Source organism: Arthrobacter sp. Soil_N43, assembly GCF_057655195.1.
This window is the reverse complement of record NZ_JBDGML010000072.1, coordinates 26,396-42,395: the sequence shown is the minus strand read 5'-3', so window position 1 is coordinate 42,395 and position 16,000 is coordinate 26,396. Positions and strand designations below refer to the sequence as shown.

The following is a 16,000-nucleotide window of genomic DNA, read 5'->3' as shown; positions in this document are numbered from 1 at the left end:
GTTACTGGCGTTATTCCAAGGGGGAGGCATGGAGGGTACCGCGCTGCACGACCCCAGAACCCGGCGCGGCTGGATCTGGCTCATTGTTGCCGGATTCGCCGTCTCGGTTGCCGGCATCATAGCCGGCCTGCAGAAGGCGGGCCCGCTGTGCGGGAGCCCGTTGATTCCGCAAAGCCGGCAGGCTGAAATTTTCGACGCACTCCGGTCGGGCTCACGCGTGGCGGGGGAGTGCTATCGGAGAATCGACGCCGCTGCGGCACCGACCTGGATGCTGATTGCGGCGGGCATCGTGGTGGTCCTGACCGCGGTCGTCATCCGGGTTGTCTCGATCAACAGGTACTCCGCCGTTGAGGCGGCGCCGTCCGTGGCGACACAGATCGAGGATTTGGAGCGTCGGCACCGCGAGGGTCTGATCAGCGCGGAGGAGTTCGACGCCGAGCGGGCCCGGCTGCTCGATCAGCTCTAAGGGAAGCAACGGCTAAGGCAGCCGGGCCGGACGCAGCAGCGTGGGGGCACCCGCGCGTTCCGGGTCGAGCTGTACGGGGCTGATCAGCACAGCCGGACCGCGGTGCAGGATGCCGTCCGAAAGTGGTTCGCAGCGTATGCCGCCCCGGCCGCGCATGGCCTTGTGTGCGCCGGGGGCCAGCATCTGGTCCATCCAGGCACAGGGATGGGCAGGGCGCCCTGCCCGGAACCGCACCAGATTCCCGTGCGATTCCAGCGCGAACTCCCCGCCAAGCAGCGGAGCCAGATGGGCACCTCTGAGGACGACATTGCGCCGTGTCAGCAGCGGGTCAAACGGGGCGGCCCCCAGCTCCGCGGCGATGGCTTCGAGAGCCTCGGCCGCGATCAGTGTCACTGCGGCATCCATGTGCGCGGCCTTGCCGAAGAACCGGTCACCCACAATGCCCTTGCCGGCTACCAGCTCCGCCCGGTCGGCGTCGGTGGTGGGGACGTCTGCCGCCCCCTCACGGGCGCGGCCAAAGTACGCGTGCGCCGGCGACACGAGCAGGTGCAGGACCTCCACGTTGTACCTGTAGGTGACTGTCATGCCATCCAACTATCCTCGCTTGCTGGAACCGGCACACCATGCCGGCACCGTCGGCTTAGAATCGACAGTAGTCAACTACTGAGGAAATCATGAAGAAACTCACCACTGCCCTGCTGGCTGCCGGGCTTCTCCTGTCCGCTTCAGCCTGCGCCTCACCGCAGCTTTCCACTGCGGAAACCTGCGACCGGGTGAGGACCGTCGTTTCCAGTCCCACAGGAAACATGGGCAAGACCGGCATGATCAAGCTTGCCAACCAGATCCGGCCGATCGAGGCAGTGTCCTCGGACGACCTGAAGCCCGCCCTGCAGGCAATCCTGGATTACGCGGACGAGTCCGTGAAAGAGCACCCCGACAACGCTAAGCTCACCGAGCTTACTGCCGCCTACCAGGAGGCGGGCAGCACGTACAGCAAGTTCTGCAGCTGAATTCTGAAGGCGTTGGGCCGCCGGAGCGGCGGCCCAACGCCTTAGGCTGAGACGCTCAGGGCTGCGTCTGCGTCCTTCAGAACCTTGGCTGCGACCTCGAGGCCCTCGATGCGGCCCAGCTCGACGTCTTCGTGTTCGATGTTGACGAGCATGTCGGGGTCCACTTCGTGGAGGGCGCGCAGGAACTCGGTCCAGTACGCAGTGTCGTGGCCCTTGCCGAGGGCGACGAAGTCCCAGGCGGCGGGCTTGGGCCATTCGTTGGCCCACTCGTCGCCGCCGAGGTTGGTGCGGTTCTCCTCGGGGGACAGCCGGCGGAAGCGGTTGTCCAGGACGCCGTAGATGGCGGCTGTCTCCTTGTTGACGCGCACATCCTTGGCCGCGGCCTGGAAGACCAGCGGGCCCAGTTCACGGACGACGGCGACCGGGTCCATCTGCTGCCAGAACAGGTGGGAGGCGTCGAGTTCAACGCCGACGTGGGTGGCTCCGGTCAGTTCGACGAGTTTGTACACGTCGGCCGGGTTGAAGACGAGGTTCTGCGGGTGCAGTTCGAGGGCGACCTTGACGTCCAGGTCCCGTGCCAGCCGGTCGGTCTCCTTCCAGAAGTCCGCGGCGATTCCCCACTGGTAGTCCAGGACGTCCAGGGCGGCGGAGTTCCAGGCGTTGACGATCCAGTTCGGCACGGTGGCTCCGGGTTCCCCGCCGGGAAGTCCGGACATCGTCACCACACGGTTCTGTCCCAGCCGGTGCGCGAGGCGGATGGAGCGGCGGATGTCCTCGGCATGCTTGTCACCGATAGTCCGGTTGGGGTGCAGGGGGTTGCCGTTGCAGTTCAGTCCTGCGATGGAGACCCCGGTGCCTTCGAAGATGGCAAGGTAGTCGTCGCGGGCCCCGTCGCTTTCGAGGATGTCGTCGAAGGTGGGGATGTGCACGGCCGGCAGGAAGCCGCCGGAGTTGATTTCGATGCCGGTCAGGCCGAGGCCGGCGATGACTTTCAGGGCTTCGGGGAGCGGCCGGTCGTGCAGGATCGCGTTGTAGACGCCGAGTTTCACAGGGTTACCTTCTTTCCGGAGCCGAGCGCTGATTCTGCGACTGCGGCGAGGAGTTCCATGTTGTGTACGCCTTCGTCAAACGTGGCGCAGCGGGGGAGTGATGTTGCTTCGTCCAGTCCTGCGACTTCTTCGAGGAAGGCCCGGGCCTGGTAGCCGAAGGCGTCGTTCTGGCCGAAGCCGACGCTCGGCGCGTCCATGGCCAGCCCGCCGGAGAGGTAGGGGTGTTCGGGGCCGAGGATGACCTGGCGGTAGCCGTTCTCCGAGGAGGGGCCGGAGTTGAGGAAGAGCTCGATTTCGGCCGGGCGGCGCTGGTCGAACCGTGCCGCGCCGTTTTCGCAGAAAACCTCGAAGATGAGGCTGTTCGCGTGTCCGGCGGCGACGCGGGAGACCTCGAAGCCTCCGGAGCCGTGGTCGAACTCGGCCGAGAACGCTGCATAGTCGTCGTTTTCGACGGTTTCGAAGACGTCGCTGACGGCCGCGTGGTCGTGGCCCATGACGGCGCCCAGCGGGAGCGGGCGCTTGTTGATGGCGGTGCTGAAGCGTCCGCCACTGATGGAGCGGATGTCGCCGCACAGGAATTCAGCGACGTACGTCAGGTGGGATCCGACGTCGGCCAGGGCGCCGGAGCCGGGTGCGCCCTTGTACCGCCAGCTCATGGGCGCGTCGGGGCTGAAGCCGTAGTCCGTCCAGTAGCGGCCGCTGAAGTGCAGCACCTTTCCGAGGGTTCCGTTCCGGATCAGGTCCCGGATGTAGGCGATGCCGGGCGTGCGGCGGAAGGTGAACCCGATCCGGGCGATCGAGGACGCGTTCCGGGCGGCTTCGGCCATGGCCCGGGCGTCTTCCAGGGTGTCGCTGAGCGGCTTTTCGCACAGCACGTGTTTGCCGGCGGCGAGGAGGCCCTCGACGACTTCACGGTGCAGTGAGTTGGCGATCACGACGCTGACGACGTCGATGTCATCGGCTTCGGCGATGGCCTGCCATGAGGTGTCGTTGCGTTCATATCCGAACCGCTGCGCGGCGATGGAGCCGAACTGCGGATTCACATCACCAATGGAGACCAGCCGGACCGGCGGAAGAACCGGGTTGTACAGTGCGGACGCTGTCCGGAAGGCCGCGGCGTGGGCCTTGCCGGCCATGCCGGCCCCTATGACGGCGACGCCGATATCTTTGGGCATTGGTGTTCTCCTTCGAACTCAGCCGAAGCTGCGCGGACTCAGCCGCTGAAATGGGGGTCAGATTAAATGGAGCGCTCCAGAAACACGATAGAGGCCGGACTTTGTCCTGTCAATATCTCAATTGCGGGCGGGCATGCGTCACAATGGCAGGGTGACGCAGGAAATCGGCAAACGCCCGAATATTTACGACGTAGCCTCCGCAGCCGGGGTCTCCAAGTCCCTGGTCTCACTTGTTCTGCGCGGTGCGCCCGGGGTATCGCCTGCCCGTCGGGCCGCCGTCGAGGAGGCCATTGAACGGCTGAACTACCGTCCCAGCCGTGCTGCAGCGACCCTCGCCGGGAACAGGTCCCGCACCATCGGCGTGGTCCTGGATGACTACCGGAACCTCTGGTTCGTCGACCTGCTGGCCGGACTGCACGATCGGCTCGCACCCCTCGGATTCCGGGTGGCCGTGGCCGATCCCTTGTTCAATGCGCACCTTGACCGGACGCCCGTGGACGGCCTCCTGTCGATGCGCGTGGACGGCGTTGTGATCGCCACCGAGCCCACCGAGGAGATGTTCGCCGCGGTGGATGTCCCCGCGGTGGTAGCCGGAAACCGTGACATGGTCGTCCCTGGGGCTGACATCGTGGCCAATGACGACGTGATGGGCGGCCGCCTGGCCACCGAGCACCTGATCGGACTCGGACACCGGGAAATCGGCCACCTGACCGGCGCCGGTGGCGCCGCCCGCCTGCGCGCCCAGGGTTTCGACGCCGTGATGCGCGGAAGCGGGCTACGGCCGCACGTTGCCCAGGGCCAGGGACTCACGATGGAATCTGACGGATACGAGGCCGCACTGCGGCTGCTGGAAGAAAACCCGTCCCTCACCGCGATTTTTGCGGCCAACGACACCATGGCACTCGGCGCAGCGGGCGCGGCCCGGGACAAGGGACGGCGCATCCCCGAGGATCTGTCCCTCATCGGCTACGACAATTCGCCCTTGGCATCGGCCAACCTTTTGAGGCTCACCACAATCGATGGCCGGAACGGGCAGGTCGGAGACGGCGCCGCGGAGGCCCTTCTGCAGCGCATGAAGGACCCCGCGACGCCGGTGCACACGAAGCTGGTGGAGCCGGAACTGGTCATCAGGGCCTCCACCGCTGCCCCGGCCTAAAGCGCGGCGCCGCGAGGCCAGGACCTCATCCCGGCGATTCCTAGCCTAGGAAATCCGGGCGACGGAGTACTCGAAGCGGCCGGATCCGATCTCGCGGGGCTCCTGCCCGGGCAGCTCGACCCGGGCAGTGGCCCCGGTGGGCACTTCGATGGAAACACTGTGTCCGCCGTCGGTGTTCTGCCACGCAACGGAGGCCATGCCGTAAGGCGTCTCGTGCCGGGCAGAGGCGGAGGTGAGGCCGCCGCCGGGCTGCGGGCGGAAGAGGATCCGGCGGTAGCCGGGCTCCAGCGCCGAGATGCCGGCCACCACACGGTGCATCCAGTCGGCCACCGCGCCGAGCGCATAGTGGTTGAAGGACGTCATTTCACCCGGATTGACGGTGCCGTCGGCGAGCATGGAGTCCCACCGCTCCCAAATTGTGGTTCCGCCCTGCTTCACCGCATACAGCCAGGAGGGGCACTCCTTCTCCAGCAGCAGGTCGTAGGCGGTGTCCACAGCGCCGGCGGCGGTCAGCGCATCCGAGATCACGGGTGTCCCCGCGAAGCCGGTCCCGATGCGGTTTCCGCCCTTGCGGACCAGCTCGGCCAGGCGCTCGCCACCCCTGCGGGCCCGTTCCTTGTCCGGGTAGAGCCCGAACACGATGGCGAGGGCGTAGGCGGTCTGCGCGTCGCTGGTCATCCGGCCGTCGGGCCGGATGTACTCCCGGGCAAAGGCCTCAGCCACGGCCCGGGAAAGTTCCAGGTAATGCAGTTCGTCGTCGCTCTTGCCCAGGACGGCAGCGCTTTTGGCGAGGTGGCTGGCCGACCATGCGAAGTAGGCGGTGGCGACGAGATGCTTGTCCGTCATCGCCTGGGTCGGATCCTCCGGCGGAGCGGCCGGGTCGAGCCAGTCGCCCAGCTGGAAACCCTTGTTCCACAGGTGGCTCTCGCCTGAGAGGCGGTCAAGCAGGTCCACCCAGGCCTTGGCGCTCACGTACTGGTCGGCCAGGACCTTTGCATCATTGAACCGCTCGTAGAGCGTCCACGGCGTGAGTGCTGCAACATCGCCCCAGACAGCACCGGGACGAATCGGGGTCCAGTAGTTGCCTCCGGGAATGACCGGAACGTACCAGGGAACGGTGCCGTCGGGAAGCTGCTCGGCGGCGACGTCCTTGAGCCAGGACGCGAGCATGCCCGAGCAGTCGTAAAGGAAGCTCGCGGTGGGCGCGAAAACCTGGATGTCCCCGGTCCAGCCCAGCCTCTCGTCACGCTGCGGGCAGTCCGTGGGGATGTCCACGAAATTGCCCTTCATGCTCCACAGTACGTTGTCGTGGAGCCGGTTCAGGTCCGGATCGGAGCACTCGAACCAGCCGGTGCGCACCATGTCGGTGTGGTAGACGCGGGCCACCACGTTCTCAGTGACGTCCCCGCCGGTCCAGCCGTCGATTTCCGCGTAGCGGAAGCCGTGCAGGGTAAAGCGCGGCTCCCAGGTTTCTGTTCCGTGCCCGGCCAGCGTGTAGCGGTCGGTGGCATCGGCCTCTCGCAGGGGGCGGGTGTAGAGCTCGCCGTCCTGGATGACCTCTGCATGGCGGAGGGTGACCACGGCACCTGCCCTGCCGCTGACGGTGATCTGCAGCCTGCCCACGAGGTTTTGCCCAAAATCAAGCAGGATCTTCCCGGACGCCGTCGTCCAGGCGCTGACAGGACGTACCTCTCCGGTGCAGCGCACGGGCGGCCCCTCGGGGGCAACCAGCGTGGCCGGGTCCCGTTCAACGCCGACGACGGGCTGCCAGGCGGCGTCGTCGAATCCCGGCTGCGTCCACCCGGCCGGCAGCTCCCGCGCGTCGAAACTTTCGCCCTTGTAGAGGCTGCTGAACAGGATCGGGCCGAAGGACGCCCTCCAGTTCGCGTCGCTGCTGACTATGGTGACGGAACCGTCGTCGTGCGTCACGTGCAGCTGTGCCAGCAGCGCGACCTTGTCCCCGTAGAGATTCTGGTGGCCGCCGTTGAAGCCGATGCGGCCGCGGTACCAGCCGTCGGCGAGCCAGGCACCCACCGCGTTCTCGCCCTGGGCGAGCTGGTCCGTGACGTCGTAGGTGTAGTAGCGCAGCCGCTGGCCGTAGACGGTCCAGCCCGGCGATAGGGCGTCGTCGCCGACGCGGGAGCCGTTGATCTCCACCTCGTACAGGCCGTGGGCCGTCACATAAAGCCGTGCTGAGGCCACTGGCCGGTCCAGTGTGAAGCTCCGCCGGAGCAGCGGAGGCCGGCGGTCGGATCCGGCGTCCTCATCCCAGGCCGGGGCGATTGCCGTGGCGTTCCAGTCCCCGGCACTGAGCAGGCCGGTCTCGACGGCGGAGGCCGGACTCCAGGCGCTCGGCTCCGCCTTGCCACCGCCCCACACCCGGACGCTTACGTCAGCACGCTTGGCCGAGGCCAGGGGAGCAGAGGGCCAGGGAACGAGCACTGACTCGGGTGAATTCACCCGTTCACTTGTCCACTTGCCCTCCAGGGTGGTGATCATCACCTGGTACGCGTCCTGCGTCCAGCCCGGCGCTGCGCTCGTCTTCCACGAGATCCGGGGCGTCGGGGTGCCTATGCCGAGGGCGATGGGCAGGTGTTCAAAGGTCACTGGTCGGACGGTGGCAGGCATGGAGGAAGTCTCTTTCTCGGGTGTTTCGGCGGGTAGGCCGGCCGTGGCTTGTTCCGGCCTCGTCCGGTCACGGGGCTTGGCGGATGGTTCGGGTTAGCCCTTGACGGCGCCTGCGGTCATGCCGGCCACGATCTGGCGGTTGAAGAACAGGTACATGATGAAGGGCGGAATCGTGATCAGCAGGATGTTCATGAAGAGCAGGTTGTAACTCGTGGCGAACTGGCTCTGGAAGTTGAACAGGGTCAGCTGCACGGTGGCGTTCGCATCGCCGGGCAGGAAGTAGAGCGGGTTCTGGAAGTCGTTGAAAATGGCCACGGACTGGACGACGATCACCGTGACAATGACGGATCGCAGCAGCGGGAAGATCACGCGGAAAAACAGGCGCACGGGACCGCAGCCGTCGATCACGGCTGCCTCATCCAGTTCCCGGGGGATGCTGGAGATAAAGGCCCGGAAGAGCATCACGCAGAAGGACAGGTGGAAGGCCACTTCGATCAGGATGAGGCCCGGAAGCGTCTTGAACAGGCCCATGCTCTGCAGGACCCAGATGGTGGGGACAACGGCCGGGGGAATGATCAGGCCTGAGAGGATGAGGAAGTTCGCCAGGCCGTTCCAGCGGCTGCGGCGGCGCTGCAGGACCCAGGCGACCATGGCGGCCAGGACCACCAGGACCGTGACGCTGACGATCGTGAGGACGGTGCTGTTGATGAAGGCAGTCACGAGCATGAATTTGCGCGCGGACAGGACATCCTGGAAGTTCTCGACGAAATGGAACGTGGTGGGCCAGGAGAAATCGAGTTTGGCGGCTTCGCGCCGGTCTTTCACGGCGGTGAGCGCCATGAAGGCCAACGGGACGATGAAGAGGACAACGGTGGCGGCGATGGCCAGGACGCCCAGTCCGTAGCGCTTGAGTGCGGTGGTCACTGTTCGACCTCCTTGCGGTTCAGGAAGATGGAGAGCGGAAGGATGATCGCGGTGACGATCAGGAACAGGACGACGTTGCCGGCGGTGGACAGCCCGTAGAAGCCGGCCTGGTACTGCTTGAAGATGACGGAGGCGATGACGTCGGAGGTGAAGCCGGGTCCGCCCTTGGTCATGGCCCAGATCAGGTCGAAGGACCGGAGCCCGCCGATCAGGGAGAGGATGATCACGGTGGTGGTCGCCGGACGGGCGAGCGGGAGGGTGATGTTCCAGAAGCTCTTGAAAGGGGTTGCGCCGTCGACCCTGGCTGCCTCGAAGTACTCCTGCGGGATGGAAACGATGCCGGCGATGTAAATGACGGTGGCGAGTCCAACGCCCTGCCAGACATCGACGAGGGCCACTGACACAAGCGCCAGTGACGGATCGACCAGCCAGGAGGGTCCGTCGATTCCGATGGCGGCAAGCGCTTCATTGATGAGGCCCTTGGACGGATCCATCATGGCCGTGAAGACGGTGCCTACGCCGATGCTGCTGAGCAGGACGGGGAAAAAGATGATGGACCTGAGGTAGCCGCGCGCGATGATCTGCGACGTCAGGAGGATCCCCAGGAGCATGCCCAGGACAACCTTGAGGCTGGAGGTCAGGAAGGCGTAAATGAAGGTGTTGGTCAGGCCCTTGATGAGGGCGGGCTCCTGGAAGAACTGGGCAAAGTTTTCCAGGCCGATGAAGGTGAAGTCGGTGAGCGTCCAGCGGGTAAAGCTGAAGAAGAAGGACGCGAAGGTGGGGACCAGGAACAACGTGGCGAAGATGGCCGCGGCCGGCAGGAAGAACCAATAGGGGTACGCGGACTTGGCCTTGCGGCGCTTTCGCCCGATGGCCTGGTGCGGCCGGGTGGCCGGAACGGTGGGGGCGGTGTTGACTGTCATGGAAATCTCCCTAGGGGCCGTCCGGGCCGGCTGGCAGCCCGGACGGCGGTTGGGTTTGGAGGCTAGTTCCAGCCCGGCAGGTTCAGCTGCTTGGCCTGCTTCTTGACGTCCTCGTCATAGAGTGCGGCGCCATCCTTGGCGGAGCGGATGCCCGATCCCACCTCGACGGTGATCTGCTCGAGGGCGGGACCCTTGACCGGGGAGAGGTATTCCAGGGCCGGGCTGTTCTTGGACTCGTCCTCGAAGTAGGGGAGCATGTCCGCCACCGCCGGGGCAACGTCGGCTGGGAGGTCGCAACCCTTCACCAGGTAGGGGCCGTTGGCGCCGACCGCCTTGGTCTGGGACTCACAGCCCTCCTTGCTGGCGATGAAGGCATGGAGCTTCTTGGCCTCCTCCACGTTCTTCGTGGACTTGGGGATGTAGACGCCGCCGGGCAGCCATACAGTGAGGGTGCTTTTGGCGGCGTCGTCACCCGGGAGGGGGAACAGCCCAATGTCGTTGAGCTTGTCCGGGAAGGTCACCTTGAGTTCGGGCAGGGCAAAGCTCAGGATCGGATACTGCGCGCCTTCACCGTTGGCGAGCTTTTCCAGCCCCTGTGCGTAGGTGGAGGAGGCATAGTCGCTGTTGAAAAGTCCGGCCTTTGCGGCTTCCTCAAGGTGTTCGAAGCCCTTGATGGCGGCCGGGTCGGTGGCGTACTTGGCCTTGTTGGATGTGTAGTTGGCGGCGAAGGCGGGATTGGCGGCGGCTACGTTGGCGAAGTCACCGAGGACGAACAGCTGGGAAGTCCAGGTGGTCTGATAGGTCTGGATGATCGGATCGACGCCGGCATCCTTGATCTTGCGGCTGTTGGCCATGAACTCGGACCACGTCTTCGGGATCGAGAGGCCAAGCTTTTCGTAGACCTTCTTGTTGTAGAGCACCGCGCCGGCGTTGCCGGGTCCCACCGGTACGCCGTAGACCTCCTTGCCGGCCGTTACGACGGGCTTGAACGAGTCGGAGACGTTGGCCATGTAGGGCTCGTTGGTCACGGGCAAGAGGTTCTGCTCGGGGGAGATCTGGTGGAACAGGGAACCGGAGTTGTAGGAGAAGAGGTCCGCCATGTCTCCGGTGGACAGCCTCGTTTTGACGATGTTGTCGCCTTCGCCGCCCTGCGGGCGCGTCTCGATCTCAACCTTGATGGTCGGGTTGGCCGCGGTGAAGTCTTCGGCGATCTGCTCCGCGTACGCGACGGTGTTCTCCGTGTTGTCCACCAACCAGGTGATGGTCTTCTCGGAGCCCCCGCCGCCCGCACTGCCTCCCGCGCACCCGGTCAGTGCTACCGCCAGCGCAGTGACGCCTCCGGCGAGGGCAGCCCAATGCCGTGTGCCCGTAATGGCCATCTCTTTACCTCCTCGTAAAGCCCGCAGGCCCGCAGGCTCTGTGGAACGTTTCAAAACTTCTTTCGCCAGTACAAAATACGTGGCTGTTTGGGATTTGTAGATCGGTCTACGCTTTCCACTGTAAGGCATGTCACAGAAGGTCGCAAGGGATTCGTGTAGATCAGTCTACAATTCCTCGTAGAAGCTGAGCATATAGCTGGCACTAGGGGGGAGGGTGATGTCCGAACAGGTGAAACGCGCAACCATCAGCGATGTTGCCCGGCACGCCGGGGTGTCCAAGGCGGCAGTCTCCAAGGTGCTGCGGGGCGCATACGGCGTCAGCGGCCCCATGAAGGCGCGGGTCGAGGAATCGATGGCGACCCTGGGCTACCGCCCGTCGGCACTTGCACGGGGCATGCGCGGGAGCAGTTTTACCCTGGGCGTTTTCGTCGTGGACCTGCAGAACACTTTCATGTCGGTCCTCATCGAGGGAATCCGGGCGGAAGCGGAGGCCAGCGGCTACCAGGTCTTGATCGGGGAGGCGAGCAGGGGGCTGTCCCAGCAGCGGCAGATGATCGAGGCCATGATTGACCGCAAAATGGACGGACTCGTCCTTATTGCGCCGTTTGGCACGGCGCAAGACCTTGAAGGCATTGGGCAGTCCACTCCCACGGTTGTGCTCGGGCGCCACGGCCCTGGAGAGTCGTACGACACTGTCGCCAGTGATGACCTCGCAGGCAGTGCCCTGATTGTCGACCACCTCGTGTCCCTGGGCCACCGGCGCATTGCCCACCTGATGCACGTCGGCCGGGAGAATAACGAAAGCGGCATGCCGCAGGTGGTCCGCGCCCAGGGGTACGTCGACGCGATGGTGCGCCATGGGCTGGAGGACGAGGTCGATGTCGTTGAGGGCAGGTGGCACCAGGAAGGCGGCAGGCGCGCGGCAGAGACGATGCTGCAGCATAGGTATCCACCGACCGCAGTCCATGCCGGCACCGACATGGCGGCCCTCGGTGTCCTTACCGGCCTCTATGACGCTGGCGTCGGAGTACCTGAAGACATCTCCGTGGTGGGCTACGACAACGTCCTTTCGGCATCCCTTCCGCAGGTGGCGCTAACCACCGTGGACCAGTCCGGCGTCGAGATGGGTTCACTGGCCGCGAAGCTGCTCGTGGAGCGCATTCAGGGGCGGCATGAGGCAGTCTCGATGCTCGTACAGCCGCAGCTGGTGGTCCGAAAGACGACAGGCCCCGCACGCCGGCGTGACGCCTAGCTCCTGAAGGCCTAGGCGTGGTGTCCGTTCCCTTCCGGCAGGTCAGAGGTCCGCGGCCCTCGCTTCCAAGACGGCGCGGGTGCGGTCGTTCCTGGCGAGGGCGGCCGCCGTCGTGAATTCCGCACGGGCTTCATCGTTCCGGCCCAGCCGGGCGAGCAGTTCGCCGCGGACGCTGGGCAGCAGATGGCCGCCTCGCAGGGCGCCGACCGAGGCGAGGCGGTCCACGATCGCCAAGGCGGCGGCCGGGCCCGTGGCCATGGACACGGCCACGGCCCGGTTGAGCTCCACGACGGGACTGGGCGCCACGCGGCCGAGCACCTCGTAGAGAAGGACGATGCGCGCCCAGTCCGTCTGCTCGACACTTGGCGCCACGGCATGGCATTCGGCGATCGCGGCCTGGAGGGCGTAGCTGCGGCGGCCCCGGCCGAACGCGTCGGCCCGGGCCAGGGCCGCACGGCCGCGTCCGATCTGGCCACGGTCCCACCGGGTGCGGTCCTGGTCTGCCAGCAGTATTGGCGTTCCATCCGGCCGGGTGCGGGCCGCAAAGCGTGAGGCCTGGAACTCCATGAGAGCCACCAGCGCATGGGCTTCAGGCTCGCGCGGAACCAGCCCGGCGAGAACGCGCCCGATGCGCAGTGCCTCGTTTGCCAGGTCGGGCCGGATCCACCTGTCCCCGGAGGTGGCCGAATAGCCCTCGGTGAACATGAGGTATACGACGCCCAGGACGGCGCTGAGCCTGCTTCCCCATTCATGCGGTTCGGGGACCTCGAAGGGCACCTGTGCCGCCGCCAGTGTTTTCTTTGCCCGCACGATCCGCTGCTGCACTGTGGCGACCGGCACGAGGAACAGCCGGGCGATCTCCTCCGTGGTCAGGCCTCCCACCACCCGCAGGGTCAGCGACATCTGCGCCTCGCGGGAGAGGACGGGATGGCAAGCCGTGAAGACCAGCCGAAGCACGTCGTCGTCCACCGGCTCCCATGACACGCCCTCATCGTCCGCGAGGCCGTGGGCGATGGTACGGTACCGCTCGTCCAGCATCTCCGCGCGCCGCCAGGCGTCGACCGCCTTGCGCTTGGCGACGGCGGTGAGCCAGGCGGCGGGATTCCGCGGGACGCCGGCCTCCGGCCACTGGGCCAGGGCATCCGCCACGGCCTCCTGGGCCAGGTCCTCGGCAAGACCGAAGTCCCGGATGGCCTTGGCGAGGGCCGCGGTGATGCGGGGGCCCTCGATGCGCCACAGCGCATCAATCCGGTGCCGAACTGCGTCGGCTGCCGCTGCCTCACTCACCGCGGCCTCCCGGCTCACCACCGCTGTTCCGGTCGCGGATCAGGGCTTGCCCAGCTCCTCGCGCCACAGGGCCTCCTTCTGGATGTACTCGTTGTCCGCGAAGTCTGCGAAGTCGTCAGCCTCTGCGACCCGGCGGACCTCCAGCTTCGAACCCGGTCCGAGCGGGCAGCGGCTGGCCCATTCGGCGGCTTCCTCCTTGGACGAAACCTGGACGATCCAGAACCCGTTGAACAGTTCATGCGTTTCGCCGTAGGGGCCGTCAGTCACCACGGGCGGCTCCTCGGAGAAGTCGACCACAAAGGCGGTGCCCTCAGAGACGTCAGCGAGGCCCTCGCCGGCCAGCATGACGCCTGCCTTGATCAGCGATTCGTTGTAGGCACCCATCTTGTTGAGGATCTCCTCGAACGGGACCTGCTTCGAGGCCTCAATTGCCTCGTCGGTGGCGCGCATGATGAACATGTACTTCATGGGACTCTCCTTGCCTTGGATGAGGACGCCGTATGCGTCCTTCTACTATCCCGTCGAACGGGGCTGCCGGGAATCGACACGGGCATGAAAAGTTTTTGAAGCCTTGCCTACAGTGCCGACACCTCGACGGACTCCCCTGATGAGGCAGGAACCATGCCGACCGACCCGCGGCGGACCAGTGTCGCGCTGAACTCCGGCGCGGCGGCCGCGGGAGGCCGGCCTTCGATCTGCCGGATGAGGGCGCTCGCCGCAGCCACTCCCATGTCATACACCGGCTGCGCGATCACCGTGAGGGGCGGTGTGGTGAGGCGGGTCCAGGCGAAATCGTCGTACATCAGGAACGAGACGTCGGCCGGGATGGCCAGGCCCAGTTCCTGGATGGCCTCCACGACACTCAGCGCGATGAGTCCGTCCGAGGCGACGACGGCGGTGGCCGGGTCGTTGCCGAGGAGGACCTCGCGGGTGAGGTTCCGGATGGACTCGGCGCCGCCCGCATTGAGCCGCACGAGATCCTCCGGGAATTCGCACCCCGTGTCGGCAAAGGCCCGGCGCATGCCGTCCAGGCGATCGGAGATCTGCGAGGAGTCCAGCCGCATGCCCGCGGTGTAGGCGGCGGCGGTGCGCAGGGTAGAGATGAAGGCGATCCTCCGGTGTCCGGTCTGAAGGAGGTACCGGGTGGACTCGTACGAAATGGCTGCCATATCGACGGCGACCGTCTCCACCTCGAGCCCCTCTGCGGAGCGGTCCAGCAGGACCAGCGGACGCCCGGAATCGTGAACCCGCCGCAAATGCTGGGTTTCCACGGAGGACGCGGGGGCGACGATGAGGCCGTCGACCCTCTTGTCCAGGAGCACCCGCACGGCGTCCACTTCCGCTGCCGTGTTCTCATCGGTGTTGACCAGGATGACGTTGAACCCGCTCTTCTTGGCGGTGTCAGTGATGCCTCTGGTGGCGAGTCCGAAGTGCGGGTTTTCGATGTCGCCCACCACCACCCCGATGGTGTGCGATTTTCCCGTGTTCATGCTGCGGGCCAGCTCGTTGGGCCGGTAGTCCAGCTCTTCCGCAGCGGCCAGGACCCGCTCCCGGACGTCCTCGCTGACAGCGCCGTAGTTGCCCAGCGCGCGGGCGGCCTGTGCCTTGGACACCTGGGCAGCTTTTGCGACGTCGGCAACCGTTACGTCGCGCCGTCTTGCTCCGTCACTGCTCATGTTCACCTTTCAGAGGGGCTGTTGACGCGGCCTGTGAGTTCCGCTACATTTTCATCAATCGATGTGAGTCCGGTCTCAATCGTAGGGACTGAGACCGGACTCAGCAAGACCCCCCATCGACCACATCCTTGAGCGGCCCTGACAGCACCGCTTTCCCTCCCACGATTGGACAACGCTGTGATCAAACTTAACTTCCGCCCGGCAGCCGTGGCCGCAGCAGCCCTGGCGGCCATCCTCGCCCTCTCCGGCTGCGGCGGCTCCTCGCCGGCCAACTCAGCCCCCGCCGAGAACCCATACGGCCTGATTGAGCCGGGCACCATCCGCGTGGCCAGCCTGGGCGATTCGAAGCCGTACACCTTCACCGACGCGCAGGGCAACTTCACCGGCTTCGACGTCGAACTGTTCAAGGACGTGGCCCACCGGGCAGGCGTAGACAATGTTGTCTTCACCGGCCAGGACTTCTCCGGGCTGCTCGCCGCGGTGGCCAACGGCCAGTTCGACGTCGGTGTGGCCGCGATCGGCATCACCGACAAGCGCAAGGAAACCGTCGACTTCTCCGAGGGTTACCTCGCCGGCTACCTGACGGTCATCACCACCAAGACCTCGGGCATCAAGGATGTTGACGGCCTTTCCGGAAAGCGCCTGGGCGTGGTTCAGGGAACGCTCCAGGAAGCGTATGCCGTCAAGAACTTCACTTCCGCGAACCTGGTGCGCTTCCCGGACAACAACACGGCCATCTCCGCCGTCAACAGCGGCTCCGTGGACGCCCACTTCCTGGACTACGAGGCAGCCAAGGCATACCAGGAGCAGTATGGCCTGGTCAGCGCCGCAGACATCCCGTCCTTCGATGCTCCGGCGGGCTTCGCCATCGCCAAGGACAAGCCTGCCTTCAAGGAGGCCCTCAACAAGGGCCTGGCTGCAGCGATGGAAGACGGCACCTGGAAGAAGCTCTACCAGAAGTGGTTCCCGGGTTCGCCGCTGCCGGAGCAATACCTGCCGAAGGCCGAGCAGACCGCGTCCCCTGCCCCCAGCAAGTAAGCCCCTCCGGCAACCAATTCAACCGGCGATCCGGGCG

Annotated in this window: 15 protein-coding genes; 5 read left to right on the top strand and 10 right to left on the bottom strand. The window is 65.8% G+C overall.

The window, feature by feature from the left end; genetic code table 11:
• Positions 1-28: 28 nt before the first annotated feature.
• Positions 29-466, top strand: coding sequence for an SHOCT domain-containing protein (locus AC3A3W_RS07475; protein WP_487441587.1), 438 nt, complete (start codon positions 29-31; stop codon positions 464-466).
• 12 nt (positions 467-478) lie between these two features.
• On the opposite strand, the gene AC3A3W_RS07470 is transcribed toward AC3A3W_RS07475, so the two are convergent.
• Positions 479-1,051, bottom strand: a complete 573-nt coding sequence (locus AC3A3W_RS07470) for an MOSC domain-containing protein (protein WP_487441586.1) — start codon at positions 1,049-1,051, stop codon at positions 479-481.
• 89 nt (positions 1,052-1,140) lie between these two features.
• On the opposite strand from AC3A3W_RS07470, the gene AC3A3W_RS07465 reads away from it, so the two are divergent.
• Positions 1,141-1,476 (top strand): hypothetical protein, encoded by a 336-nt coding sequence (locus AC3A3W_RS07465; RefSeq protein WP_487441584.1) that lies wholly within the window; start codon positions 1,141-1,143, stop codon positions 1,474-1,476.
• 41 nt (positions 1,477-1,517) lie between these two features.
• Here the strand turns inward: AC3A3W_RS07465 and AC3A3W_RS07460 are convergent, their stop codons facing one another.
• Complete coding sequence (locus AC3A3W_RS07460) at positions 1,518-2,525, bottom strand: sugar phosphate isomerase/epimerase family protein (protein WP_487441582.1); 1,008 nt, start codon at positions 2,523-2,525, stop codon at positions 1,518-1,520.
• The gene (locus tag AC3A3W_RS07455; RefSeq protein ID WP_487441581.1) at positions 2,522-3,700 is read right to left on the bottom strand and encodes a Gfo/Idh/MocA family protein; all 1,179 of its coding nucleotides are present in this window, start codon (positions 3,698-3,700) and stop codon (positions 2,522-2,524) included. Before AC3A3W_RS07455 ends, AC3A3W_RS07460 begins: the two co-directional genes overlap by 4 nt.
• A 151-nt stretch (positions 3,701-3,851) precedes the next feature.
• Here AC3A3W_RS07455 and AC3A3W_RS07450 point away from each other — a divergent pair, with 151 nt between their 5' ends.
• A complete protein-coding gene (locus tag AC3A3W_RS07450) occupies positions 3,852-4,856 on the top strand; it encodes a LacI family DNA-binding transcriptional regulator (protein ID WP_487441579.1) in 1,005 nt (334 codons plus the stop codon).
• 45 nt (positions 4,857-4,901) lie between these two features.
• Here AC3A3W_RS07450 and AC3A3W_RS07445 read toward each other — a convergent pair whose 3' ends face one another.
• The 4 genes from AC3A3W_RS07445 to AC3A3W_RS07430 form a co-directional block, all read right to left on the bottom strand.
• On the bottom strand, positions 4,902-7,484 hold the full coding sequence (locus AC3A3W_RS07445; protein ID WP_487441577.1) for a family 78 glycoside hydrolase catalytic domain: 2,583 nt from the start codon (positions 7,482-7,484) through the stop codon (positions 4,902-4,904).
• A gap of 93 nt (positions 7,485-7,577) precedes the next feature.
• On the bottom strand, positions 7,578-8,408 hold the full coding sequence (locus tag AC3A3W_RS07440; protein WP_487441575.1) for a carbohydrate ABC transporter permease: 831 nt from the start codon (positions 8,406-8,408) through the stop codon (positions 7,578-7,580).
• Positions 8,405-9,331, bottom strand: a complete 927-nt coding sequence (locus AC3A3W_RS07435; protein ID WP_487441573.1) for a carbohydrate ABC transporter permease — start codon at positions 9,329-9,331, stop codon at positions 8,405-8,407. The genes AC3A3W_RS07440 and AC3A3W_RS07435 overlap by 4 nt, the downstream gene beginning before the upstream one ends.
• A 62-nt stretch (positions 9,332-9,393) precedes the next feature.
• The gene (locus AC3A3W_RS07430; protein WP_487441572.1) at positions 9,394-10,710 is read right to left on the bottom strand and encodes an ABC transporter substrate-binding protein; all 1,317 of its coding nucleotides are present in this window, start codon (positions 10,708-10,710) and stop codon (positions 9,394-9,396) included.
• A 217-nt stretch (positions 10,711-10,927) separates the two neighbouring features.
• Between AC3A3W_RS07430 and AC3A3W_RS07425 the strand changes: the two genes are divergently transcribed.
• Positions 10,928-11,962: a LacI family DNA-binding transcriptional regulator gene (locus AC3A3W_RS07425; protein ID WP_487441570.1), complete on the top strand. Its 1,035-nt coding sequence runs from the start codon at positions 10,928-10,930 to the stop codon at positions 11,960-11,962.
• Between the two features lie 42 nt (positions 11,963-12,004).
• Here the strand turns inward: AC3A3W_RS07425 and AC3A3W_RS07420 are convergent, their stop codons facing one another.
• The 3 genes from AC3A3W_RS07420 to AC3A3W_RS07410 all read right to left on the bottom strand — a co-directional run bounded on the left by AC3A3W_RS07420 (position 12,005) and on the right by AC3A3W_RS07410 (position 14,925).
• On the bottom strand, positions 12,005-13,249 hold the full coding sequence (locus tag AC3A3W_RS07420; protein WP_487441568.1) for an RNA polymerase sigma factor: 1,245 nt from the start codon (positions 13,247-13,249) through the stop codon (positions 12,005-12,007).
• A gap of 39 nt (positions 13,250-13,288) precedes the next feature.
• The gene (locus AC3A3W_RS07415; protein WP_487441566.1) at positions 13,289-13,717 is read right to left on the bottom strand and encodes a YciI family protein; all 429 of its coding nucleotides are present in this window, start codon (positions 13,715-13,717) and stop codon (positions 13,289-13,291) included.
• Positions 13,718-13,824: 107 nt separating this feature from the next.
• Positions 13,825-14,925 (bottom strand): LacI family DNA-binding transcriptional regulator, encoded by a 1,101-nt coding sequence (locus AC3A3W_RS07410; RefSeq protein WP_487441564.1) that lies wholly within the window; start codon positions 14,923-14,925, stop codon positions 13,825-13,827.
• Between the two features lie 177 nt (positions 14,926-15,102).
• Between AC3A3W_RS07410 and AC3A3W_RS07405 the strand changes: the two genes are divergently transcribed.
• Complete coding sequence (locus AC3A3W_RS07405) at positions 15,103-15,963, top strand: ABC transporter substrate-binding protein (protein ID WP_487441562.1); 861 nt, start codon at positions 15,103-15,105, stop codon at positions 15,961-15,963.
• Positions 15,964-16,000: the final 37 nt, after the last annotated feature.